Source organism: Anaeromyxobacter diazotrophicus, from assembly GCF_013340205.1.
Classification (GTDB): Bacteria; Myxococcota; Myxococcia; order Myxococcales; family Anaeromyxobacteraceae; genus Anaeromyxobacter_A; species Anaeromyxobacter_A diazotrophicus.
This window is the reverse complement of the sequence record NZ_BJTG01000008.1, coordinates 203,061-224,790: the sequence shown is the minus strand read 5'-3', so window position 1 is coordinate 224,790 and position 21,730 is coordinate 203,061. Positions and strand designations below refer to the sequence as shown.

Genomic DNA, 21,730 nt, shown 5'->3' with positions numbered 1-21,730 from the left:
ACACCCACCGTCCCGGCTACCCGAGCCCACCCACGACCGTCTCGAACGCGGAAAGGAACTCGTCGAGATCCTCCCGCGCGACGGTGAGGGCCGGGTCGAGCCTGAGGATCTCCAGGCCCGGCCTGCGGACCAGGATGATGCCGCGCTCGAAGAGGGCCTCCGCCACCCGGAGAGCCCTGGACGGACCGTCCGCAGGCACGAACTCGACCGCCAGCATGAGGCCCCTACCACGGACCTCGCGGATGACGGGGTGCCTCGCCCCGATCGCCTCGAGGCCCGCGAGCAGACGGGCGCCGTCCTCCCGCGCCTTCTCGACGAGCCGGCTCCGCTCCAGCTCCTCGATGACCGCCAGGGCCACCGCCGCGCCGAGGGCGTCGTTCTGGTGCGACTGGGCGTAGTGGAAGTGGCCCAGGTCCACGCGGCGCCAGACCTCCCCGAGGGCCACCGCGCTCACCGGGTAGCCGGATCCAAGCCCCTTTCCAATCGCGACGAGGTCTGGCTTCAGCCCGTAGTGGTTGAACCCGAACCACTCGCCCGTGCGACCCAGGCCCGTGGTGACCTCGTTGGCCATGACGAGTCCGCCTGCCTCGCGGACGCGCCGCGCGAGCGCCTCGACCAGCGCGCGCGGGGGGAACCTGACGCGGCCGCTCGAGCTCCCCGGCTCGAGCACGAAGGCCGCCGCCTCTTCCAGAGGCAGGTCCCCGAGGCCCTCGTCCCCTTCCCAGTCCACCTCGATCCATTGGTCGGCCGCGGTCCTCGAGGCCATGCCGTAGGCCCCCAGATAGCTCCCAGCGAGCGTGATGAACCTGCGCCGGCCCGTCGCCTCGGCGGCGATCGCGAGGGCGAGCTCCACCGCCTCGCTGCCCGAGGCCAGGAAGAGGGCCTTTCCGCCCTCGATGCCCGTGACGTCCAGCAGCTTCGCCGCGGCGCGATCCACGACGGGGTGGTAGTAGCAGTAGCCCGTGTGCACGAGCTCGTGGAGCTGCGCCTCGATCGCGGCCGTCACCGCGCCGTGCCCGTGCCCGAGCGAGGTCGACCACACCCCGGACTCGAGGTCGAGGTAGCGCCGCCCCTCCGAGGTCCAGAGCCGGCAGTTCTCGGCCCTGACGACGTCCGTGAGCCTGGGCGTGTGCCCCGTGCATAGAAAGGTGTGTCGCATCGAGGTCGCCATCGGCGAGGATTTTAGTCCAAACGATCCATTCCGATCGGGACCGGCTCGCCCTCGACCGCGAGCCGCTCGAGCCCGCCATCGTCACGGGCTCGCGGCCCGCGCCCCCAGCGACGTCGCTCGAAGCGGCCCGACCATGAGAGGGGCCCGCTCGACCGCCTCCTGCCCCCGGTCCATGCGCCTTGCCGCCGCCGGATCGGGCTGGCAGGATGCGCGCCGTGCCCGACCGCCTCTACGAAAACATCCCGTTCCGCCACTCGGAGATCGAGCACCGGTACGGGCCCAACGTCCACATCCTTTCGAACCCTTACCTCCTCTCGCAGCTCGCCCAGCTCTGCGCCAAGGACACCATCCAGCCCGCCATCAACCGGCTGGTGGTGGACATCTACGGGCGGCTGCTCGAGGACGTGATGAACGCGGAGTTCCCGCGCGTCGTCCGCGACGTCGCCACCCGCATGATCGACGTGACCCCCGCCGGCGTGTTCCACGGCGAGGTGCTCGATCGCTCGGTCCGGGCGGTGACGGTCAACATCGCCCGCGCCGGGGCCATCCCGTCGCAGACGGTCTACGACCTCCTCAACGTGGCGCTCGACCCGCGCGGCGTGCGGCAGGACCACATCATCATGAGCCGCATGCTGGGCGAGAACGAGGAGGTGGTGGGGGCCGGCATCGGCGGCATGAAGATCGGCGGCGACGTCGCGGACGCCTTCCTGCTCTTCCCGGACCCCATGGGCGCGACCGGCAGCTCGCTCTCCGAGGCCATCTCCACCTACAAGAAGAAGGTGCCCGGGACGCCGCGCCGGATCATCAACATCCACCTCATCGTCACCCCCGAGTACCTGCGGCGGATGACGGCCGACCACCCGGACGTCGAGGTCTACGCGGTGCGGCTCGACCGCGGCCTCTCGGCGCCCGACGTCATGGCCACCGTCCCCGGCACGCGCTGGGCCGAGGAGCGCGGCCTCACCGACCACCAGTACATCGTGCCGGGCGGCGGCGGGTTCGGCGAGATCATGAACAACGCCTATGTCTAGGCTCGGGGGCGAGAAGGTCGAGGTCCTGCTCTCGGAGGCGCAGCTCGCCGCGCGCATCGCGGAGCTGGGCGCCCGCATCAGCGCCGACTACGCCGGCCAGCCGCTCACGCTGGTGGGCGTGCTGAAGGGCAGCTTCATGTTCCTGGCCGACCTGGCGCGCGCCATCGACCTGCCGCTCAAGGTGGACTTCATCGGCACCACCTCGTACCAGGGCACGAAGTCGAGCGGCGTGGTGCGCATCACGAACGACCTGTCGCGGCCCATCGACGGCGAGCACATCCTGCTCGTCGAGGACATCGTCGACACCGGGCTCACCATGCAGTACCTGCTCGAGAACCTCGCCACCCGGCACCCGGCCAGCGTGAAGGTGTGCGCGCTGCTCGAGAAGCCGGCCCGCGCCAAGGTGCAGGTGCCCATCGCGTACAAGGGCTTCTCCATCCCCGACGAGTTCGTGATCGGCTACGGGCTCGACTGGGACGGGCGCTTCCGCAACCTCCCCTTCCTCGGGGTCGTGAAGCCATGAGCGCCCCGGCGCGCGGCTCGGCCGGCCGCACCTTCCTGCTGGTGGTGGCGGTGCTGGCGCTGTTCGCGGTGGTGGTCTACCTGCTCTCCGAGCGGAACGCGCGCACCTACACGCTGGCGCTGGAGGACGGTTACCTCACCGTGAAGAAGGGGGTCATGGCGCCGATGGGCCGCCAGACCTTCAAGACCGCCGATCCGGCGCAGGCGCAGGCCTACGCGCCGCTGAAGCCGCCCGCCGGCTTCAAGCTCGACGAGGAGCGCACCTTCGACGACCGGGGCGGCCTCGACCAGGCGCTCTACGAGTACCTCGCCAAGTGGGCGCGCGACGACCTCGCCACCGAGAAGCCCGAGCTGGTGGAGCGCGCGCTGTCGTGGATCGACCGCGCCGAGAAGCTGGCCGGCCTCTCCGCCACCCAGCGCGAGGACCTGCGCACCGTGCGCGCCGAGTCCGGCTACTTCGAGGCGCGCCAGCTCCTCGGGAAGGCCACCGACGCGCTCCGCCAGGCGCGCGAGAAGCTCAAGCTCACCGCCGCCTCGTCCTCCCACCACGCCGGAGAGGCCGGGGAGGCGCTGCGCCTCGTCGGACCCACCGTCGACGAGCTGTACCGGGCCGAGCGCGCGCTCGCGTCGCCGGGCGGCAACCAGCCAGTCCCGCCGGCGGAGGCCGCGCCGCCGGCGCCCGCCGCGCAGGTGCAGCAGCCAGGTCCTGCGCCGGCGCGGTGACGGCGGGCGGCGATCGCGAACCGCGAACCGCGACCGCGAACCGCGACAGGCGACCGCCAGCGGCCGCGCACAGGCCCCGGCGCGCCCCGCTGCGCCGGCCCTTCACCCACCTTGACGCACGCCGGCCCCACGGCTAGCTTCCGCCGCCGTGACCCGGCTGTGGGTGCTCACCGCTGTGCTGCTCGCGCTCGCCATCGCCGCCTGTGGGGCGGACTGCGACAGGGCCCGGGAGTTGCGCCAGGGAGCGCCCTTCGGCGAGGCGGGCCCGGGTCCGGCGGCGCCAGGGGCTGCGCCGGCGCCGGGCACGACTCAGGGTTGAGCCGACCGGATCTCCGCCGGTGCGGGCCCGAGCCCACATGTAAGGGCGTCGCCGCCCCAGCCTGCGCCGCGCGCCGGCGGCGGGCGCCGCGGCTCCGTCGCGCCGGGGCGCCCGGGCGATAGCGCCAGCGGCCAGGCGCCCGGGCGCGGAAGGCACCCCACCCGGTGTAACATCAGCAGCATGAGCACCTTCTACGCGCCGCATGGGGCGGCCGACCTCCTCTCGCGCTACAGCTTCATCGAGCCGATCCTGGGCGGCCGGCGCGTGCTGGAGATCGGCGCGGCGCGCGCGACGGACGGCGCGTCGGCGCTGGCGCTGGCCGAGCGCGGCGCGGCGGCGGTGCTCTCGGTCGAGGACGACGGGCTGGGGCTCGGCCGCGCCGCCGAGGTCTCGGCGCACCCCTTCGTGCAGTTCCGCGCGGCGGCGCTGGAGGAGCTCCCGCAGCACGCCTTCGACCTCGTGCTCGTCGCCGACGGCGCCGCGCTGGCGGCGAGCCCCGAGCGCCTGGCGGCGCTGGCCGAGCTGCTCTCGCCGCGCGGGCACCTCGTCACCGCGCTCGCGGCCGCCGGCGCGCGCGGCCTCGCCGCCCTGGCCGGCGAGCCGCCCATCCTCGACGTGCCCTCGTACGAGAGCTTCGCCGGCGCGCTGGCGGCCCAGTTCGACGTGGTCGAGGTGGCCACGCAGTCGCCGGCGGTGGGCTGGGTCATCGCCCCGGCCGCGCGCGGCGACGACGCGCCCGACCTGGGCGTCGACGGCTCGCTCTCCGGCGCCCCCGAGGCCGCCTACTACGTCGCGCTGTGCGGCGCGCGCCCCACCGGGCTCGCCAGCATGGTGCTCGTGACCCTGCCCCCGGGGCCGCTCGCCGACGCGGCCCTGGCGGGCGCCGAGGCCGCGCACGCGCACGCCGGCTGCGCCGAGGCGCTGGCGGGCCGCGACGAGGCGCTGTCCCGGGCCAGCGCCGCGGGCGCGGAGGCGGAGGCGCGCGCGGGCGCGCTCGAGGAGGTCATCGCCTCGCTGCGCGCCGAGCTCGAGGCGGCGGCGGCGCGCCAGGCCGACGTCGCGGCCCGGCTGGAGACGGAGCGCGCGGGGCGGAACGAGCTCGCGGACGCGGTGGCGCGCGCCGAGGCGGAGCTGGCGGCCCGGAGCGGCGAGCTGGCGGCCGCGCAGGAGGAGGTCGCCGCGCGCGAGGCCGACCTGCGCGGCGCCCGCGTCGAGGCGCGCCTGCGCGAGGAGCGCGTGGCCGCGCTGGAGGAGGAGGCGCGGGCGCGGGCCGAGGAGCGCGACCAGGCGCGGAGCGAGGCGGGCGCGGCCGAGCAGGCGCGCGCGGAGGCGGCGCGGTCGGCGGCCGAGGCGCGCGAGGCGGCGGAGGCGGCCTGGCGCGAGACGGACGCCGCGCGGGCCGCGGCGGACGAGGAGCTCGCCAGCGTCCGCGCCGGTGCGGACGCGGAGCTCGCCACCGCGCGGGCTGCCGCGGACGCGGACCTCGCGAGCGCGCGCGCCGCCGCGGAGGCGGCGGCCGGCGAGCGCGAGGAGGCCCTGGCGCGGCTGGCCGCGGCCGAGGGCGAGCTGGCCGTCGCGCGGGACGGCCGCGCGGCGGCGGAGGCGGGCGCGGCGGAGCAGGCTGCCCTCGCCGAGGCGGCCCGGCGCGAGGCCGAGGCGGCGCGCGCCGAGGCGGCTGCGCTGCGCGAGGCGCAGCGCTCCGCGGAGGAGGCGCGGGCCGCGGAGGCGGCCGCGGCCGAGGCGCGGGAGGCCGAGCTCACCGGCGCGGTCGCCGCGGCCGAGGCGGCGCTCGCCGCCGCGCGGGCCGGGGCGGAGGAGCTCGAGCGCGAGCTGGCCGCGCGGGGCGCCCAGGCCGAGGAGGCGGGGCGCCGCGAGGCGGCGCTGTCCGCCCAGGCGAGCGGGCTCGCCGCCGAGGTCGAGGTGCTGCGGGGCCGCGGCGAGGAGCACGCCGGGGAGGCCGCCGAGCTGGAGACGCGGGCGCTCGCGGCGGAGGCGAAGCTCGCCTCGCTGGAGGCGGAGCGCGCCGACGGGGGCGCGCGGCTCGAGGCCGAGCGGGCCCGGGCGGAGGAGCTCGCGGCGGCGCTCACGGCCGCGCGCGCCGAGCTGGAGGGCACGCGCGCGGAGCTCGCGGCCGCCCAGGCCGAGTCCGGCGCGGCCGGGCCGCGGCTCGCCGAGGCGCTGCGCCGCGCCGAGGACGCCGAGGCGGCCGTGACCCGCGGTCACGCCGAGGCGGACCTGCTCGCCGACCGGCTGAAGGAGGTCGAGGGCCGGGTGGCGGAGGCGACCGCCCGCGCCGAGGAGGCGGAGCGCCGGGCGGCGGCGGTCGGCTCCCAGCGCAGCGAAGAGAGCGCGGCCGCGGCGCGGCTGCGCGGGGAGCTCTCCAGCGCGCGCGAGGCGCTGGCGGCGCGCTTCGCCGAGGTGGAGGAGGAGCGGCAGGCGCTGCGCGATCGGGTGGGGCGGCTGGAGGAGGAGCTGGCCACCCAGAAGGCCGACGCGGCCGCGGCCCGCGCGGCCGCGGGGCAGGCCGAGGCGGCGCGGGCCGAAGCCGAGGCGGCCCGGCGCGCGGCGGAGACCTCGTACGCCGAGGCGCTCACGCCGGCCCAGGCCGAGGCGGCCGGGCTCCGCACCGAGGTCGAGACCGCGCGCGCCGCGGCCGAGACCGCCGAGGCGGAGGCGGCCACCCTGGAGGCCGAGCTGCAGGCGGTGCGCTGGGAGAAGGAGGAGATCGAGGGCCGGCTGCAGGCGGCGCAGGCCTCCGGCGGCGCCGCCTCGGCGGGCGAGGTGGCGCGGCTCCGCGAGGAGCTGGCGGAGCGCGCCGCCGAGGCGGCCGAGCTGCGCGCCGAGGCGGAGCGGCGCGCCGCCGAGCTGACCGCGGCCCAGGGCGAGCTGGCGGAGCGCGCCGCGCAGGCGGCGGCCGCGGGCGCCCCCGAGGTGCGCGCCCGCGAGGCGGAGAGCAAGCTGGCGGACGCGCTGCGGCGGCTCTCCGACGCCGAGGCGGTGGCCGAGGCGGCGCGGACCTCGCCCGACGCCCCCGGGGCGGGCGTGGCCGAGCGGCTGCAGCGGATGGCGCACGAGCGCGACCTCCTGCAGTCCCAGGTGAGCGAGCGCGACACCCGCATCTCCCGCCTCCAGCGCGAGATCGCGGACAAGACGGACCGGCTGGGGCGCCTCGCCAAGGAGATGGGCGAGCTCAAGCTCAAGTCGAAGGGCGGCCTGGGGAAGCTCTTCCGGTAGCGCGGGCGGCGGCGCACCCTCGGCTCCGTTACAGCTCGCACCCGATGGCCAAGGTCCGGCTCGCCTTCCTCTGGCACATGCACCAGCCGCTCTACCGCGCGCCGGAGACGGGCGAGTTCCTCCTGCCGTGGGTGCGCCTGCACGCGACGCGCGCCTACTACGACATGGCGTGGATGCTGGAGCGGCACCCCGCCATCCGCTGCACCGTCAACTTCACCCCGGTGCTGATGGAGCAGCTCGAGGCGTACGCCCGGGGCGAGGCGCGCGATCGCTTCCTCGACCTGTCGAGGAAGCGCGCCCGCGAGCTCCTGCCCGAGGAGCGCCAGGCGGTGCTCCGGTCGTTCTTCATGATCGACTGGGAGACGGTGGTGAAGCCCATGCCCCGCTACTGGGAGCTGCTCCAGAAGCGCGGCCGGGACGTGCGCTACCTGGACCTGGCGCGGGTGGCGAGCGGCTTCAGCGAGGCGGAGCTGGCCGACCTGCAGGTGCTCTTCAACCTCGGCTGGTTCGGGTTCGGGGCCGTCGAGGACGACCCCGGGCTGGCGGCGCTGCGGGCCAAGGGGCGTGGCTACACGGAGGCGGACCTCGACTACGTGCTGGCGGCGCAGCGGCGGGTGGTCGGCGAGATCGCGCCGCGCTGGCGGGCCCTCTCCGAGCGCGGGCAGGTCGAGCTGTCCTCGACGCCCTACTACCACCCGATCCTCCCGCTCGTGTGCGACACCGACTCGGCGCGGCGGGCGCTCCCGCACCTGCCCTTGCCGCCGCGCTTCGCCTGGCCCGAGGACGCGCGCTGGCACGTGCGCGAGGCGATCGCGAGCCACGAGCGCCACTTCGGCGCGCGGCCCGCCGGGATGTGGCCGGCCGAGGGCTCGGTGTCCCCCGAGGCGCTCGAGCTGCTCGCCTCGGAGGGCGTGCGCTGGGCCGCCACCGACGAGGGCGTGCTGCTCCACTCGCTGCCCGAGGGCACCCCGCGGCCGCGGGCGCTCTACCGGCCCTGGCGCGTCCAGGCCGGGGCCCGCGAGCTGCCCATGCTGTTCCGCGACCGCGGGCTCTCCGACCTCATCGGCTTCAGCTACCAGCGCACCGGCGCGGCCGAGGCGGCGGCCGACTTCACCTCGCACCTGGCCGCCATCGGCGAGGCGTGGGAGGACGACGGGCAGCCCGGCCCGGCCACGGTGGGCGTGTTCCTCGACGGCGAGAACCCGTGGGAGCACTTCCAGGGCTCGGGGCGCGACTTCCTGGAGGCGCTCTACCGGCGGCTGGAGAGCTCCCCCGACCTCGCCACCGCCACCCTCACCGAGGCCACCGCCGGCGCGCCGGGGCCGGTCATCCCGCGCATCCACTCCGGGTCCTGGATCGAGGCGTCCTACCGGATCTGGATGGGCCACGAGGAGGACCGGCGCGCCTGGACGGCGCTCGGGCGCGCCCGCGAGGCGCTGGCCCGGGTGGAGGCGGCGCCGGCGCCGAGCGTCACGCGGGAGGCGATCGCGCTGGCGCACCGGCACCTCTACGCCGCCGAGGGATCCGACTGGTACTGGTGGTACGGGGACGACTTCCACACCGAGCTGGCGGTCGAGTTCGACGGGCTGTTCCGGTCCTACGTCATCGCCGCCTGCCAGCTCATCGGCGCGCCCCTGCCCATCGAGGCGCTCGAGCCCATCAAGCGGGCGGAGCTGCCGGCCGGCGCCGAGGCCCAGCCGCTGCGGGAGCCGACCCTGCTCATCACGCCCACCATCGACGGGCGCGAGACCACCTACTTCGAGTGGCAGGGCGGGGGCGTCTACCGGCCCGGCCAGGCGCGCGGCTCGATGTTCGGCGGCGCGCAGGCGTTCGAGGCGCTGCGCTACGGGTTCGACCTCGGCCACCTGTACCTGCGGCTCGATCCGGTGGAGTCGCCGCAGCGGGCCACCGAGGCGTGCAGCGCGGTGCGGGTGGAGCTGCTCGCGACGGGGGTGCAGGCGCAGGTGGACTTCACCCCGGCCTGCGACGGGGTCGAGCGGCCGGGCCGGCGCGACGGCGCCCCGCTCGGGCGGGCGGCCTTCGCGCGCGTGATGGAGCTGGCGCTGCCGTTCGCGGAGCTGGGCCTCGCGCCCGGCGAGCGCGTGGCCCTGGCGCTGCACGTCCTCCGCGGCGGGGTGGAGCTGGAGCGGCTGCCGCGCGCCGGCTACGTGACCTTGACCGTGCCCGACCAGGACTTCGAGCGGATCCACTGGCGGGTGTGAGGGCCCGATATCGCGCCCCGCGCGCCCGCTTGGCGATCCCGGGCGGCCTGTGAGACCCTCCGCGCGATGTCGACGGAGGAGACGCGGCTCTCGGGCTTCGCCCCGCCCGGCCCGGCGGCCGGCGAGGGCTGCCTGGTGGTGATCCACGCGCCGATGCGCCGGCTGCTGGGGGCGCGCCTGCCGCTCGCGCGCCGCGAGGTGGTGCTGGGGCGCGACGCCGGGTGCGACCTGGTGCTGGAGGCGGAGGACGTCTCGCGGCGCCACGCCCGCGTGCGCGGCGAGGGGGAGCGGCACCTCCTGGAGGACCTCGGCTCGACCAACGGCACCTTCGTCGGGGAGGAGCGGGTGTCGGCGCGGGAGCTCTCGCCGGGCGACCACGTCCGCGTCGGCTCGGTGATCCTCAAGTACCTGGCCGGCGGCGACCTCGAGGCGCTCTACCACGCCGAGGTGAAGCGACTCGCCGACGAGGACCCGCTCACCGGGCTCGTCCACAAGGGCGGCTTCGCCGAGGCCCTCCGGCGCGAGGTGTCGAGCGCCCGCCGCCACCTCCACCCGCTGGCGCTGGCGCTGCTCGATCTCGATCACTTCAAGCGGGTGAACGACGGGTTCGGCCACCTGGCCGGCGACCAGGTGCTGCGGGAGCTCGCCGCCCTGGTCCGCCCGCTGGTGCGCGCCGAGCAGCTCTTCGCCCGCATCGGCGGCGAGGAGCTGGCGCTGCTCCTGCCCGGCGTCCCGCTCGAGAAGGCGCGCTTCTTCTCCGAGAAGGTGCGGGGGCTCGTCGAGCAGCACGCGTTCCTCTTCGACGGGGCGCGCATCCCGCTCACGGTGTCGATCGGCGTGGCGGAGCTCTCGCCCGAGGACGAGAGCCCGGAGGCGCTCGTCCGGCGCGCCGACGAGCGGCTCTACCAGGCCAAGGAAGCCGGCCGGAACCGGGTGCTCGCCTGACGCGCGCCCCCGCGCCTCGCCCCCGCCGCGCGCCGGGCACGGGATTCCCGGCGATCTCGGGCGCGCTCCGTTAACATGGCTGCCGCGTGAAGACCCGCCGCTCGCTCGCCATCCTGTTCGTCATCGTCTTCGTCGACCTGCTCGGCTTCGGCATGGTCATCCCGGTCATGGCGCTCTACGCCGAGCGGCTGGGCGCGCCGGACAGCCAGATCGGCTGGCTCATGACCGGCTACTCGGCGATGCAGTTCGTGTTCACGCCGATCTGGGGCCGCCTGTCCGACCGGCTCGGCCGCCGGCCGCTCCTGCTCCTCTCCATCGTCATGACGGCGGTGGCGTTCTTCGGGTACGCGGTCGCGCCCACCTTCGCGTGGCTGCTCGTCTCGCGGCTCTTCGCGGGCGCGGCCACCGCCAACATCGCCATCGCGCAGGCCTACATCGCCGACGTGACGCCGCCCGAGGGGCGCGCCCGCGGCATGGGCCTCATCGGCGCCGCCTTCGGGCTCGGCTTCATCCTCGGGCCGGCCATGGGCGGGCTGCTCTCGAAGGTGTCGCTGGCGGCGCCGGGCTACGCCGCGGCGGCCCTCGCGGCCGTGAACGGGGTGGCCGCCTTCTTCGTCCTGCCGGAGCCGGCGGCCCGCGTCGAGGCGCAGCACCGCCCGCGCTTCCTGCGGCTCGTCGAGGAGTTCAAGAAACCGGGCATCCGCCGCCTGATCCTGATCTACCTCTTCGCCATCCTCGCCTTCAGCGGGATGGAGGCCACCTTCGCGCTGCTGGCCGCGCACCGCTACCACCTCGATCGCAGCGAGGTCTCCTACGTCTTCGCCTTCATCGGCGTGGTGGTCACCGTGGTGCAGGGCGGCCTCATCGGACCGCTCACCCGGCGGTTCGGGGAGCGGGCGCTGCTCGTCGCGGGCCTCCTGGCGCAGGGGGCGGGGCTCGCGGCGCTCCCGTACGCGGGCGGGCTGGGCGGCCTCCTCGGCGCCTGCCTGCCGCTCGCCTTCGGGTCGGGCCTGACCACGCCGGCGCTCACCTCGCTCATCTCGCGGTCCGCGGCGGCCGACGACCAGGGCGGCACGCTCGGGGTGGGGCAGGCGGCGGCGGCGCTGGGGCGGGTGGTGGGGCCCATCTCCGCCACGAACGCCTACGATCACCTCTGGTTCGCCGCCCCCTACCTGGGCGGCGCCGTCATCATGCTCGCCACCGCCGCCGTGGGCTCCACGCTGCGGCGCCCCGCCCCGGCCGGCGGCGCGCCGCTCGAGCCGGCCCGCGGGCGCGACGGCTAGGCCGGTTCGCGAGGAGGGCGCATGCCCGAGCTGCGCAGGGATCCCATCGTCGGCCGCTGGGTCATCATCGCCACCGAGCGGGCCAAGCGCCCGAGCGACGTGCAGCGCCCGCTCGACCACGTCCCCTCCGGCCTGTGCCCCTTCTGCCCCGGGCAGGAGGACAAGACGCCGCACGAGGTGTACGCCGCCGGGCGGCCCGCGGCCGGGCCCGTCGACGGCCCGGGCTGGAAGGTGCGGGTCATCCCGAACCGCTACCCGGCGCTCATGATCGAGGGCGACCTGGAGCGGGAGGCGAACGGCATCTACGACCGGATGAACGGGGTGGGCGCGCACGAGGTCATCGTCGAGACCGCCGACCACACGAAGGACCTGGCCGCGCTCTCCGACGCGGAGGTGACCGAGGTGCTGTTCGCCTTCAAGGCGCGCATCCTCGACCTGCGCAACGACCAGCGCTTCCGGTACATCCTGCTCTTCAAGAACCACGGCCAGGCGGCGGGCGCCACGCTCGAGCACGCGCACTCGCAGCTCATCGCGCTGCCGGTCACCCCGCGGCAGGTGCAGGAGGAGATCGAGGGCGCGCGGCGGCACTTCGACCACCGCGAGCGGTGCATCTTCTGCGACATCGTCATGCAGGAGCGGAAGGACCGCAGCCGCCTCGTGCTGGAGAACGAGGAGTTCGTGGTGTTCGCGCCCTGGGCGCCGCGCAGCCCCTTCGAGACCTGGGTGGTGCCGAAGCGGCACGAGTCGAACTTCGAGGCGGAGCCGAAGGAGCGGCTCGCCTACTGCGCCCAGGCGCTGCGCTCGACGCTGCGGCGCCTCGGGGCGGCGCTCGGCGACCCGGCCTACAACTTCATCCTGCACTCGAACCCGCTCCGCGACCCCGCGAGCCCGTCGTACCACTGGCACATCGAGGTCATGCCGGCGCTCACCCACGTCGCCGGGTTCGAGTGGGGCTCGGGCTTCCACATCAACCCGGTCCCGCCCGAGGAGGCGGCCGAGTTCCTGCGCCTGGTGGTGACTTAGAACGGGGCTGCGCCCCGCCCCATCCAGCAGAGCTGGCTGGGGCCCCACCCCGCGCGGCGGGTCCCGTGCGCTGGCGCGCGCGGCTGCGCCGCCCCCGCGCCCGCGCCCCGCCGAGAGGGCTCCGCCCTCCCCCGCTTCGCGGGGCCCCCACCCGCTTCTGCTGCTAACGTGAACACGGAATGAACGTCCTCTTCGTCGCCTCCGAGGTGGCGCCCTTCTCGAAGACGGGCGGGCTGGGCGACGTGGCCGGCGCGCTGCCCGCGGCGCTCGCGGCGCGCGGGCACGCGGTGAAGGTGGTGACGCCGCGCTACGGCTCCATCGACCCGTCGGCCCACGCGCTCACCCGGCTCCCCGAGGTGGTGCACGCGCGCGGCGAGGTGGGCGGGCTGTGGCGGGGCCGGCTCGGCGGCGCCGAGGCGCTCCTCGTCGAGCACGAGCGCTGGTTCGGCCACCGCCGCGGCCTCTACCAGGAGCACGGGCGCGACTACCCCGACAACGCCCAGCGCTTCGCGTTCCTGTGCCGGGCCGCGCTGGAGGTGCCGCGCGCGCTCGGCTTCGCGCCCGACGTGGTCCACCTGCACGACTGGCAGGCCGCGCTCGGCGCCTGGATGCTGCGCCACGAGCACCCGCAGGCGGGCTGGGCCGGCCGCGCGCGCAGCGTCTACACCATCCACAACCTGGCCTACCAGGGCGTGTTCCCGAAGGAGCTCGTGCCGGCGGTGGGCCTGCCATGGGAGGTGTTCCGCTACGAGGCGGTCGAGTTCTACGACCAGCTCAACTTCATGAAGGCGGGGATCGTCTTCTCCGACGCGGTCACCACGGTCTCCCCCAACTACGCGCGGGAGATCCTCACCCCCGAGCACGGCTGCTCGCTCGACGGGCTCCTGCGCCACCGCGCCGGGCGGCTCTCCGGGATCCTGAACGGCATCGACGACGCGGTGTGGGACCCGGCCCGCGATCCGCAGCTCGCCGCGCACTACGACCGCGCCGCCCTCGCCGGGAAGGCGCGCTGCAAGCAGGCGCTGCAGCGCGAGCTGGGGCTGCCGGTGCGGGCGGACGTTCCCGTGGTCGCCATGGTCGGCCGGCTCGCCGAGCAGAAGGGGATCGACCTCGTGGCGGCGGCGCTCCCGGCGCTGCTCCAGCTCGACGTCCAGCTCGCGCTGCTCGGCAGCGGGCGGCGCGATTACGAGGAGCTGTTCGCGCGGGCGGCGCGCGAGGTGCCCGCGCGGCTGGCGGCGCGGATCGGCTTCGACGAGGAGCTCGCCCACCGGATGGAGGCGGGCGCGGACGCCTTCCTCATGCCGAGCCGCTTCGAGCCGTGCGGGCTCAACCAGATGTACTCGCTCCGCTACGGCACGGTGCCGGTGGTGCGGGCGGTGGGCGGGCTCGCCGACACGGTGGAGGACTTCGACGGCGCCCGGCGCGGCACCGGCTTCACCTTCCACGAGTACCACCCGGCCGCCATGACCACCGCGCTGCGGCGCGCGCTCGACGTCTACCGCGACGCGCGCGCCTGGCGCGGGCTGCAGGAGCGCGGCATGGCGCAGGACTTCTCCTGGCGCGCCAGCGCCGGGGCGTACGAGCGCCTCTTCGCCCGGCTCCGCTCCAGCTAGGGCCCGGCGTTGCCGGCGGCCGAGCGGCGCCTCACCGTTGGAGCGTGAAAGAGCGCCGCAAGAGCCCCCGCCCCTCCCTCGAAGACGACGGTCCCGACCTCCCCGAGCCGACGGTGCGGGCGCGGGAGCGGCCGGACTTCGACGACGAGCGCGGCGAGCGGGTGGTGCCGCTCTCGAACGTCGGGGGCGCCGCGCCGACCCGGCTCGGCGGCGACTCGGGCGGCGACCTGCCCGGCCCCGAGGACGACCTCACGAACCTCATCGAGCCCGAGCCGCCCCAGTCGCCCGAGATGAACGCGATGCACGTGCGGCGGGGCGGCGGGCCGCACGGGCCGCGGCGCAAGCCCTAGCGGGGCGCCACGCGCCTCGGCCGCTCGGCCGGGACCAGCGCGCGGAAGGCGCGCCCGGGGATCGCGGTGACGAGGTAGGTCTGGTCGAGGTGCAGGTAGAGCGCGCCCTCGGGCGTCCGCTCCACCGCCTCCGGGTGGAGCAGCTCGAGCTGCCAGATCGACTCCTCCGAGAGGACGGGCCTGCCCTCGCGCGTGGTGTAGCTCACGCCCCAGCGCTCCCAGCGGTCGCCGTTCGCCATGGGTGAGAGCTAACCGCGCCGGCGCGCGCCCGGTCAAGCGGCGCCTGCCCCGGCTACTCCAGGCCGCGGGCGCGCAGCTCGTCGTCCGACTCCCCGTGCAGGTGCCCGAGCTCGTGCAGGAGCGTGACGCGCACCTGCTCCGAGAGGTCGGCCTGGCTCCGCGCGAAGCGCGCCAGGTTGAGCCGGTAGAGCACCACGCTGCGGCAGCGGGGGCCGTCCTCCGGGAGGCAGGGCTCGCCCTCGGAGGGGCCCCGGAAGAGGCCCAGGATGGAGGGCGACAGGGGCGGATCGACCGCCGTGAGGTCGTCCAGGGCGGGCACGTCGGCCACCTCGAGCGGCACCGCCTGGAGCGCCCGCCGCTCGACCTCCGGCAGCGCCGCCACCGCGCGCCGCACCTCCGCCTCGAAGTCGGCCCGCGCGATGGTGACCCCGCCGCCCAGCTCGTCCGGGGCGAGGGTGCGCGCCCGCCGCTCCAGCTCCTCGGCGTGGCGCCCCTGGCCGGAGCGCTCGGCCACGAGCGCCAGGTAGTGCAGCGTCCAGGCGTCCTCGGGCTTCTGCGCGCGGACGCGCTCCAGCGCCCCGCGCGCCTCGTCGAAGCGGCACAGCTCGTAGAGGGCCACCCCCCGCTCGTACTGCGCGTCGACGTCGCCCCGGTGGAGCGCCAGCGCCCGCTCGGCGTGGGCGAGCGCCGCGCGGCTCTCGCCCAGGTCGTTCTCGGCCATGGCGGCGAGCAGGACGAGCGCCCCGGTGAGCTCCGCGTCGGCGCGGCCGCGCCGCTCGGCGGCCCGGGCGCCGCGCAGGGCGTACTCGAGCCCGAGCTCGAGCGTGGCGCGGTCCCCGGGGAGGCGCGCCACGTACAGGTCGGCCGCGGCGTGGAGCGTCTCCGCGTCGTCGGGGTCGATGGCGAGCGCGCGCGAGAGCGCGAGGCGCGCGTCGTCGAGCCGGTCGAGGTCGACGAGGGCCTCGGCGCGGAGCCGCAGGCCGGCCACCAGCCGCGGCGCGAGGCGCAGCGCCTCCTCGGCGCACGCCAGCGCGCGCGCCGGCTGACCGCGATCGAGCTCGAGGTCCGCCTCCTCCAGCAGGAGCCGGGCGGGGCCGCGCCGGGCGCAGGGGGCGGGGGGCGGGCGGACCTGGGCGAGCTGGCCGCGCGTCGCGGGCGGCGGGGCGCTCGCCTGCGCGGCCGCTGGCGGCCGCGGCGGCACGGGCCGGCTGCAGGCGGCAGCGAGGAGGAGCGCGAGGAGCGGGGAGCGAGGCGATCGTCCGGTCACCGCCCGGGAGTCTGCCACACCCGGCCGGGCCTACCAACGGCCGGGCAGGCGCCAGCCGCTAGAACCCGCGGAGGGTGAGCCGGACCACCACCTTGCCGGGTGGGCGGGCGTCGACCTGGACCGGGATGCCGGAGAGCCAGAGGGCCGCGCGCGCCAGCGGGTGGTCGGCCAGATGGAGCTGGTGAGCCACCGACGACACCCACTCGCTCGGACGGTATGCCGGGCGGAGCGGGCCCTGAACCGGCCCGGTGCCGTACAGGAGCGGGAGGTCGGGACCGTCGAGACCGCCGGGATCGCCGGGGCCGTCGCCCCGCGCCTCCGCCCCGGAGGCGGGGCCGTGGAGGGGGGCCCACGCCGCCGCGCTCTCGACGGCCGCCGCGTGCGCCTCGGCGCGGAAGGAGATGGCCGGCTGGCGGGGCGGCGGGATGGACCCGAACCGGAAGAGGAAGAGGATCGTGAAGGTGGAGAGCATCCCGGCGCCTCAATCTGGGCGGGAGCCGGAGGGCGGACAAGCCAGCCGGCGCGGGCGTAGGAGGGGTGTTGCCTTCGCGACCCAGCCCCACCAGCGAACCCGCGCTCTCCGTGAGAGAGCACCCTCGCGGCGGGGCGGCTGGGCCTCGATGGGGCACGGGCAGCCGCCCGCTCGCCGCTATGAAGCGGGCGTGAACCGCGCCGCCCTCCTGTTCGCCGTGTCGCTGTCCGCCTGCGCCTCGCGCCCACCCGCCGCTCCGGCCTCCCGCGAGCTCCGGCTGCCGCAGGAGCGCCACCTCGCCCACCTCCGCCAGCTCACGTTCGGCGGCGAGAACGCGGAGGCCTACTTCAGCTTCGACGGGCGGGAGCTCGTCTTCCAGTCCACGCGCGACGGGCGCGCCTGCGACCAGGAGTACGTGATGGGCGCCGACGGCTCCTCGCCGCGCCTCGTCTCGACCGGCCGCGGGCGCGTCACCTGCGGCTACTTCTTCCCCGGCGGCGACCGGCTGCTCTACGCGTCGACGCACGAGGCGAGCCCGGACTGCCCGCCGCCGCCGGACATGTCGCACGGCTACAGCTGGGCGCTCTACGACTACCAGCTCTACACGGCGCGCCCGGACGGGAGCGACCTCGCCCCGCTGGCGCACGCCCCGGGCTACAACGCCGAGGCCACCATCTCGAAGGACGGCTGGATCGTCTTCACCTCCACCCGCGACGGCGACCTCGACCTGTACAAGATGCGCCTCGACGGCTCCGGCCTCACCCGCCTCACCGACACGCCCGGCTACGACGGCGGGGCCTTCTTCTCGGCGGACGGGAAGCGCATCGTCTACCGCGCGAGCCGCCCCAAGGACGCGGCGGCGCTGGCGGAGTACCGGGCGCTCCTGGCGCAGAAGCTGGTGCGCCCGACGCAGCTCGAGATCTGGGTGATGGACGCCGACGGCCGGAACCAGCGGCAGGTGACGCACCTCGGCGCCGCCAGCTTCGCGCCCTTCTTCCACCCCGACGGCCGCCGCATCATTTTCGCCTCGAACGTGGCCGATCCGCGGGGGCGCGACTTCGACCTCTACCTCGTGAACGACGACGGCACCGGGCTCGAGCGCATCACCTACAACGACACCTTCGACGGCTTCCCGATGTTCTCGCCCGACGGGAAGAAGCTGGTCTTCGCCTCCAACCGGAACGGCTCGCGCCCGGGCGAGACGAACGTCTTCATCGCCGACTGGGTGGAGTGATCCGGCCGAGCAGCCGCTCCAGGAACTCGAGCAGCTCGCGCGGGCGCTCGCGGTCGCCGGCGCGCAGGTCGATCCGGTGGATGCGGTCCTTGAGGAAGTAGGCCACGTCGAGGTCGGTGGACTCGCCCAGCTCGAGGAAGTGGGCGACCGGGAGCACGTCGAGGTCGCGCAGCTTCGCCCACAGCCAGCGGACGTTGGGGTCGGAGAAGGAGTAGCCGACGAGGAGCACCTCGCGGCCGACCACGTCGGAGCAGAAGCGCAGGTCGATCGGGTGCGAGGCGAGGCCCTGCCGCCGCTGGAAGTCCGACTCGCCCAGCACCAGCGAGCCGGGCCGGCCGAGCGAGCCGTGCAGCTTGTAGATGGGGAAGCGCGGCACGAACTCGCCGTCGATCTCGTCGAAGCGCCAGGCGTGCAGGTCGCGCGGCTCCGCCACCACTTGGTAGGCGCGCCCGGCGGCTCCGAACGCGCGCTCGAGCAGGTCGTCGAAGTTGGTGGTGTAGATGGCGGGCACGTGGTCGGCGAACCGCACCAGCAGGCGGTGGAGCGGCAGGTCGGCGGCGTCGATGTGCGAGGCGTCGAACAGCCGGCGCAGGCGCTCGTGCAGCCGCTCCTCGCCGCAGACCCAGCGGAACGCCTCGCCGATCTTCAGGAAGGCGTCGACCGAGAGCGGGTCGTCCGGCGAGGGGGGCGTGAACCGGCGCGCGGCCTCCGGCACCGCCGCCTCGAGGGCGGGCGCGAGGTCGCGCGCCAGCTCGCAGACGGCCTGCTTCCAGGTGGGCAGCGCCGCCCAGCGCGAGGCGCCGGCGCCGACCAGCACCACCAGCTGCCCGCGGCGGATGCGGCCGGCCAGGTGGTCGAGCACGCGCTCGACGTCGGGGGCGAGGGGCACGCCCCAAAGCTTGGGGGGCCGGGGCGTGCCCGCAACACGGCGCCGCTACGCTCCCCGCGGCGCCAGCCGCTCCACCGAGAAGGGCGCCAGGTCCACCGGGGGCGGCTGGCCCAGCACGGCGGCGGCCACCGCGTCGGCGGTGATGGCGGTGAGGAGGATGCCGTTGCGGGTGTGGCCGGTGGCGTAGAAGAGCCCGGCCACGCTCGACGGCCCGAGCACCGGTGCGCCGTCCGGCGAGGCGGGGCGGAAGTTCGACCAGGTCTCCACCACCGGCACGTGCTCGAGCGCGGGGGCGAGCTCGAGCGCCATGCCCAGCACGCGGTGCAGGCCGCCGGCGGTGACCGCCTTCTCGAAGCCCACCTCCTCCATGGTCGAGCCGCACAGGAGCCGGCCGTCGGCGCGCGGCACGACGTACCCCTTGTCGCTGAAGACGACGCGCGAGAGCAGGCGCTGGCGCGTGTCGAGGAGCGCGATCTGGCCGCGCACCGGGCGCACCGCGCCGCGCGGCAGCCCGCTGCCGGGCACGAGCGCGCTCCAGGCGCCGGCGGCGAGCACCACCGCGCCGGCGTCGAGGCGGCCCGCGTCGTGCTCCACCGCCACGGCGCGCCCGCCCTCGTGGACGATGCGCAGCACCTGCCCGGTCTGGAAGCGGGCGCCGGCGGCGCGCGCCGCGAGGTAGAGCGCGCGCGAGAGGAGGCGCGGGTCGAGCGACGCCTCGTCGGGGAAGAAGAGCGCCCCGCGCGTCTCCGGGGAGAGGCCGGGCTCGAGCCGCCGCGCCGCGGCGTCGTCGAGCACCTCCGCCGGGAGCCCCTGCCGCTCCAGCCGCTCGGCGCGGGCGGCGAGGAGCTGGGCGTGGTCGTCCTCCAGCGCCACCTCGAGCGTGCCGCCCTCGCGGTAGCCGACCGCCACGCCGGTCGCGGCCTCGACCTCCCGCACCAGCGCCGGGTAGCGCGCCAGCGAGGCGCGGCACAGCGCGTAGAAGGGCCCCGGCTCCACCGCCTCCACGCCGGGCGAGAGGATCCCGCCCGCCGCGCTGGAGGCCTCCGCCCCCGGGATGCTCCGCTCCAGCACGAGGACGTCCTTCCCCGCCTGCGCGAGCCGCAGCGCGACCGCGCAGCCCTGCACCCCGGCACCGATCACCACCACGTCGTGACGCATGGCGGGGAGAGTAGCCCCGGAGGGGCGGGGGGAAAACCGAAACGATCAGGCCGCGGGCGGCGGCCCGCCGGCGGGCTGGTCCTGGCAGCCGAGCACGCCGTGCAAGAGCAGGTCGTAGAGGTGCTGGCGCCACACCTCGGCCGGCACCGGCTGGGCGAAGAACGGCCGGGCCGCCTCGTGCGCGGAGGCGACGAGCGCGGCGAGGCCGCCGACGCTCAGCACGACCAGGGTGGGATCCAGGCCGGGGCGGAGGGCCGGGGCGCCGGGGGCCGCCTCGCCGGAGATCGCCTGCACCGCGCGGCGGACAGGCGCGACCAGCTCGGGCTCGGCCTCGAACAGCTCGTTGAGGAAGGGGCCGCCGTCGAGGAACTCGCGGATGATGATCTGCGCGCCGAGCGGGTCGCGCAGGTTCGCGTCCAGGTAGGCGCCGACGACGGCGGGCGCGCCGCGGCCGGTCTCGATGAGCTGCACCACGTTCCCGAGCATGGCGCTCCAGATCGTGCGCAGCACCTCGAGGTAGAGCGCCCGCTTTGACGCCCAGTGACGGTAGAGGAGCGCCACGTTGCAGCCGGCGCGGCGGGCGATGCCCTGCACGCGCGCCCCGTGGTAACCGCGCAGCGAGAACTCGGCGCGGGAGGCCTCCCAGAGCCGGTCCGCGATGGACGGTTTGGCCCCTGGCGTCATCTTTCCCGCGACGAAAGCGTCCACGCAGGGCACATAGTAACGAGTCTTGACGGCCGTCAAGCTGGAACGCGCGGGTCCCCCCCAACGAAGCTGGCGAGCGCGGGGCGCGCAGCCGGAGCGCGCCGGACCCCGGTGCTACAACGGGGCCATGGCCGGGCGGCGCGCCATCCTCCACCTCGACCTCGACGCCTTCTACGCGTCGGTGGAGCAGCTCGACGACCCGTCCCTGCGCGGGCGCCCGGTGGTGGTGGCCGGCCCCTCCGCGCGCGGGGTGGTGTGCGCGGCCAGCTACGAGGCGCGCCGCTTCGGGGTGCGCTCGGCCATGCCGACGCCGCGCGCGCGGCGGCTCTGCCCGGAGGGCGTGTTCGTCCCGCCGCGCTTCCCCCGCTACGAGGAGCTGTCGGGCCGCGTCTTCGCGATCTACCGTGAGTACACGCCGCTCGTGGAGCCCCTCTCGCTCGACGAGGCCTTCCTCGACGTCACCGCCAGCGCCGCGCTGCATGGCGGCGGCCGGGCCATCGCCGAGACCCTGCGGCGGCGGGTCCGGGCGGAGGTGGGCCTCACCGTCTCGGCGGGCGTGGCGGAGGTGAAGCTGGCGGCCAAGATCGCGAGCGACCTGGGCAAGCCGGACGGGCTGGTGGAGGTCCCGGCCGGCGGCACGCGCGCGTTCCTCGCCCCGCTGCCGGTCTCGCGGCTGTGGGGCGTGGGCCAGGTCACCGGCGAGGCGCTGGCGAAGCTGGGCCTGCACCACGTCGGCCAGCTCGCCGCCGCGCCGGAGGCGCTGGTGGCGGGCGCGCTGGGGAGCGGGCCGGCGCGCCACCTCCTGGCGCTGGCGCGCGGCGACGACCCGCGCGAGGTGGTGCCGGACGAGCCCTCGCGCAGCGTCGGCTCGGAGGAGACCTTCGAGCAGGACCTCGCCGGCCGCGCGGCGCTCCTGCCGCGGCTGCTCGCGCAGGCCGAGCGGACCGCCCGCCGCCTGCGCGAGGCGGGGCTGCGCGGGCGGACCGTCACGCTCAAGGTGAAGTACGCCGACTTCACCCTCGTCACCCGCCGCTGCACGCTCGCCGCCTCGACCGACGACGGGGCCGCGGTGTTCGCCGCCGCCCGCGAGCAGCTCGAGCGCGTCGAGCTCGATCGCCCGGTGCGCCTCGTCGGCGTGTCGGTGAGCGGCTTCGAGGAGCGCGCCGAGCAGCTCGGGCTGTTCGAGCCGCGGCCGGCGGCCGACGCCGCCCGCCGCGCCGCCGTGAACGCGGCGGTGGACGCGGTGAACCGGCGGTTCGGGCCGCACGCGGTGCGGCCCGCCACGCTCGCCGACGACGACGACTGAGCGGGCGCCTGCCCGCCCGCGCG

The 21,730-nt window shown here is 76.1% G+C and carries 19 protein-coding genes; 12 read left to right on the top strand and 7 right to left on the bottom strand.

The genetic code is table 11. The annotated features are described in order from the left end of the window. Window positions 1–16 precede the first annotated feature (16 nt). Entirely contained in the window at window positions 17–1,171 is a 1,155-nt protein-coding gene (locus tag HWY08_RS17020) for an aminotransferase class III-fold pyridoxal phosphate-dependent enzyme (RefSeq protein ID WP_176067403.1), read from the bottom strand. A 215-nt stretch (window positions 1,172–1,386) separates the two neighbouring features. Here HWY08_RS17020 and HWY08_RS17015 point away from each other — a divergent pair, with 215 nt between their 5' ends. The 10 genes from HWY08_RS17015 to HWY08_RS16970 all read left to right on the top strand — a co-directional run bounded on the left by HWY08_RS17015 (window position 1,387) and on the right by HWY08_RS16970 (window position 14,436). Beyond that, window positions 1,387–2,202 carry a uracil phosphoribosyltransferase gene (locus HWY08_RS17015; protein ID WP_176067401.1) on the top strand — a complete coding sequence of 272 codons (816 nt, stop codon included), beginning with the start codon at window positions 1,387–1,389 and terminating at the stop codon, window positions 2,200–2,202. After that, a complete protein-coding gene (gene hpt, locus HWY08_RS17010; RefSeq protein WP_176067399.1) occupies window positions 2,195–2,725 on the top strand; it encodes a hypoxanthine phosphoribosyltransferase in 531 nt (176 codons plus the stop codon). The genes HWY08_RS17015 and hpt overlap by 8 nt, the downstream gene beginning before the upstream one ends. Beyond that, the gene (locus tag HWY08_RS17005; RefSeq protein ID WP_176067397.1) at window positions 2,722–3,447 is read left to right on the top strand and encodes a hypothetical protein; all 726 of its coding nucleotides are present in this window, start codon (window positions 2,722–2,724) and stop codon (window positions 3,445–3,447) included. Before hpt ends, HWY08_RS17005 begins: the two co-directional genes overlap by 4 nt. A gap of 499 nt (window positions 3,448–3,946) precedes the next feature. After that, window positions 3,947–7,000 carry a class I SAM-dependent methyltransferase gene (locus tag HWY08_RS17000; RefSeq protein WP_176067395.1) on the top strand — a complete coding sequence of 1,018 codons (3,054 nt, stop codon included), beginning with the start codon at window positions 3,947–3,949 and terminating at the stop codon, window positions 6,998–7,000. A 44-nt stretch (window positions 7,001–7,044) separates the two neighbouring features. After that, window positions 7,045–9,222 carry a glycoside hydrolase family 57 protein gene (locus tag HWY08_RS16995; protein WP_176067393.1) on the top strand — a complete coding sequence of 726 codons (2,178 nt, stop codon included), beginning with the start codon at window positions 7,045–7,047 and terminating at the stop codon, window positions 9,220–9,222. Between the two features lie 66 nt (window positions 9,223–9,288). Next, on the top strand, window positions 9,289–10,167 hold the full coding sequence (locus HWY08_RS16990; RefSeq protein WP_176067391.1) for a GGDEF domain-containing protein: 879 nt from the start codon (window positions 9,289–9,291) through the stop codon (window positions 10,165–10,167). Window positions 10,168–10,253: 86 nt separating this feature from the next. Continuing rightward, entirely contained in the window at window positions 10,254–11,450 is a 1,197-nt protein-coding gene (locus HWY08_RS16985; RefSeq protein ID WP_176067389.1) for an MFS transporter, read from the top strand. Window positions 11,451–11,471: 21 nt separating this feature from the next. Next, a complete protein-coding gene (galT, locus tag HWY08_RS16980; protein WP_176067387.1) occupies window positions 11,472–12,473 on the top strand; it encodes a galactose-1-phosphate uridylyltransferase in 1,002 nt (333 codons plus the stop codon). A 179-nt stretch (window positions 12,474–12,652) separates the two neighbouring features. Beyond that, entirely contained in the window at window positions 12,653–14,086 is a 1,434-nt protein-coding gene (gene glgA, locus HWY08_RS16975) for a glycogen synthase GlgA (protein ID WP_176067385.1), read from the top strand. Between the two features lie 44 nt (window positions 14,087–14,130). Beyond that, the gene (locus HWY08_RS16970; protein ID WP_176067383.1) at window positions 14,131–14,436 is read left to right on the top strand and encodes a hypothetical protein; all 306 of its coding nucleotides are present in this window, start codon (window positions 14,131–14,133) and stop codon (window positions 14,434–14,436) included. On the opposite strand, the gene HWY08_RS16965 is transcribed toward HWY08_RS16970, so the two are convergent. The 3 genes from HWY08_RS16965 to HWY08_RS16955 are packed head-to-tail and all read right to left on the bottom strand — an operon-like array spanning window position 14,433 to window position 16,415. Then, window positions 14,433–14,675, bottom strand: coding sequence for a hypothetical protein (locus tag HWY08_RS16965; protein WP_176067381.1), 243 nt, complete (start codon window positions 14,673–14,675; stop codon window positions 14,433–14,435). The genes HWY08_RS16970 and HWY08_RS16965 overlap by 4 nt on opposite strands. 53 nt (window positions 14,676–14,728) lie before the next feature. Then, the gene (locus HWY08_RS16960) at window positions 14,729–15,943 is read right to left on the bottom strand and encodes a metallopeptidase family protein (RefSeq protein WP_235969679.1); all 1,215 of its coding nucleotides are present in this window, start codon (window positions 15,941–15,943) and stop codon (window positions 14,729–14,731) included. 58 nt (window positions 15,944–16,001) lie between these two features. After that, a complete protein-coding gene (locus HWY08_RS16955) occupies window positions 16,002–16,415 on the bottom strand; it encodes a hypothetical protein (protein ID WP_176067376.1) in 414 nt (137 codons plus the stop codon). Window positions 16,416–16,605: 190 nt separating this feature from the next. Between HWY08_RS16955 and HWY08_RS16950 the strand changes: the two genes are divergently transcribed. After that, window positions 16,606–17,649, top strand: coding sequence for a TolB-like translocation protein (locus tag HWY08_RS16950; protein ID WP_235969678.1), 1,044 nt, complete (start codon window positions 16,606–16,608; stop codon window positions 17,647–17,649). Here HWY08_RS16950 and HWY08_RS16945 read toward each other — a convergent pair. Genes HWY08_RS16945 through HWY08_RS16935 form a run of 3 tightly spaced genes read right to left on the bottom strand, consistent with a single transcriptional unit; the run spans window position 17,627 to window position 20,404 of the window. Next, window positions 17,627–18,538: an SIR2 family protein gene (locus HWY08_RS16945; protein ID WP_176067372.1), complete on the bottom strand. Its 912-nt coding sequence runs from the start codon at window positions 18,536–18,538 to the stop codon at window positions 17,627–17,629. The two genes, HWY08_RS16950 and HWY08_RS16945, sit on opposite strands and share 23 nt — an antisense overlap. Window positions 18,539–18,583: 45 nt before the next feature. Further along, window positions 18,584–19,696, bottom strand: coding sequence for a glycine oxidase ThiO (gene thiO, locus HWY08_RS16940; protein ID WP_176067370.1), 1,113 nt, complete (start codon window positions 19,694–19,696; stop codon window positions 18,584–18,586). A 45-nt stretch (window positions 19,697–19,741) separates the two neighbouring features. After that, window positions 19,742–20,404: a TetR/AcrR family transcriptional regulator gene (locus HWY08_RS16935; RefSeq protein ID WP_235969677.1), complete on the bottom strand. Its 663-nt coding sequence runs from the start codon at window positions 20,402–20,404 to the stop codon at window positions 19,742–19,744. A 124-nt stretch (window positions 20,405–20,528) separates the two neighbouring features. On the opposite strand from HWY08_RS16935, the gene HWY08_RS16930 reads away from it, so the two are divergent. Next, on the top strand, window positions 20,529–21,707 hold the full coding sequence (locus HWY08_RS16930) for a DNA polymerase IV (RefSeq protein WP_176067368.1): 1,179 nt from the start codon (window positions 20,529–20,531) through the stop codon (window positions 21,705–21,707). Window positions 21,708–21,730 lie beyond the last annotated feature (23 nt).

Excerpts from the sequence above, each read along its gene's own strand:
- HWY08_RS17000 (WP_176067395.1), top strand. The coding sequence starts at position 3,947 with ATGAGCACCTTCTACGCGCCGCATGGGGCGGCCGACCTCCTCTCGCGC.
- HWY08_RS16995 (WP_176067393.1), top strand. The coding sequence starts at position 7,045 with ATGGCCAAGGTCCGGCTCGCCTTCCTCTGGCACATGCACCAGCCGCTC.
- glgA (WP_176067385.1), top strand. The coding sequence starts at position 12,653 with ATGAACGTCCTCTTCGTCGCCTCCGAGGTGGCGCCCTTCTCGAAGACG.
- HWY08_RS16955 (WP_176067376.1), bottom strand. The coding sequence starts at position 16,415 with ATGCTCTCCACCTTCACGATCCTCTTCCTCTTCCGGTTCGGGTCCATC.
- HWY08_RS17020 (WP_176067403.1), bottom strand. The coding sequence starts at position 1,171 with ATGGCGACCTCGATGCGACACACCTTTCTATGCACGGGGCACACGCCC.
- HWY08_RS17005 (WP_176067397.1), top strand. The coding sequence starts at position 2,722 with ATGAGCGCCCCGGCGCGCGGCTCGGCCGGCCGCACCTTCCTGCTGGTG.
- hpt (WP_176067399.1), top strand. The coding sequence starts at position 2,195 with ATGTCTAGGCTCGGGGGCGAGAAGGTCGAGGTCCTGCTCTCGGAGGCG.
- HWY08_RS16990 (WP_176067391.1), top strand. The coding sequence starts at position 9,289 with ATGTCGACGGAGGAGACGCGGCTCTCGGGCTTCGCCCCGCCCGGCCCG.
- galT (WP_176067387.1), top strand. The coding sequence starts at position 11,472 with ATGCCCGAGCTGCGCAGGGATCCCATCGTCGGCCGCTGGGTCATCATC.
- thiO (WP_176067370.1), bottom strand. The coding sequence starts at position 19,696 with ATGCGTCACGACGTGGTGGTGATCGGTGCCGGGGTGCAGGGCTGCGCG.
- HWY08_RS16930 (WP_176067368.1), top strand. The coding sequence starts at position 20,529 with ATGGCCGGGCGGCGCGCCATCCTCCACCTCGACCTCGACGCCTTCTAC.
- HWY08_RS16965 (WP_176067381.1), bottom strand. The coding sequence starts at position 14,675 with ATGGCGAACGGCGACCGCTGGGAGCGCTGGGGCGTGAGCTACACCACG.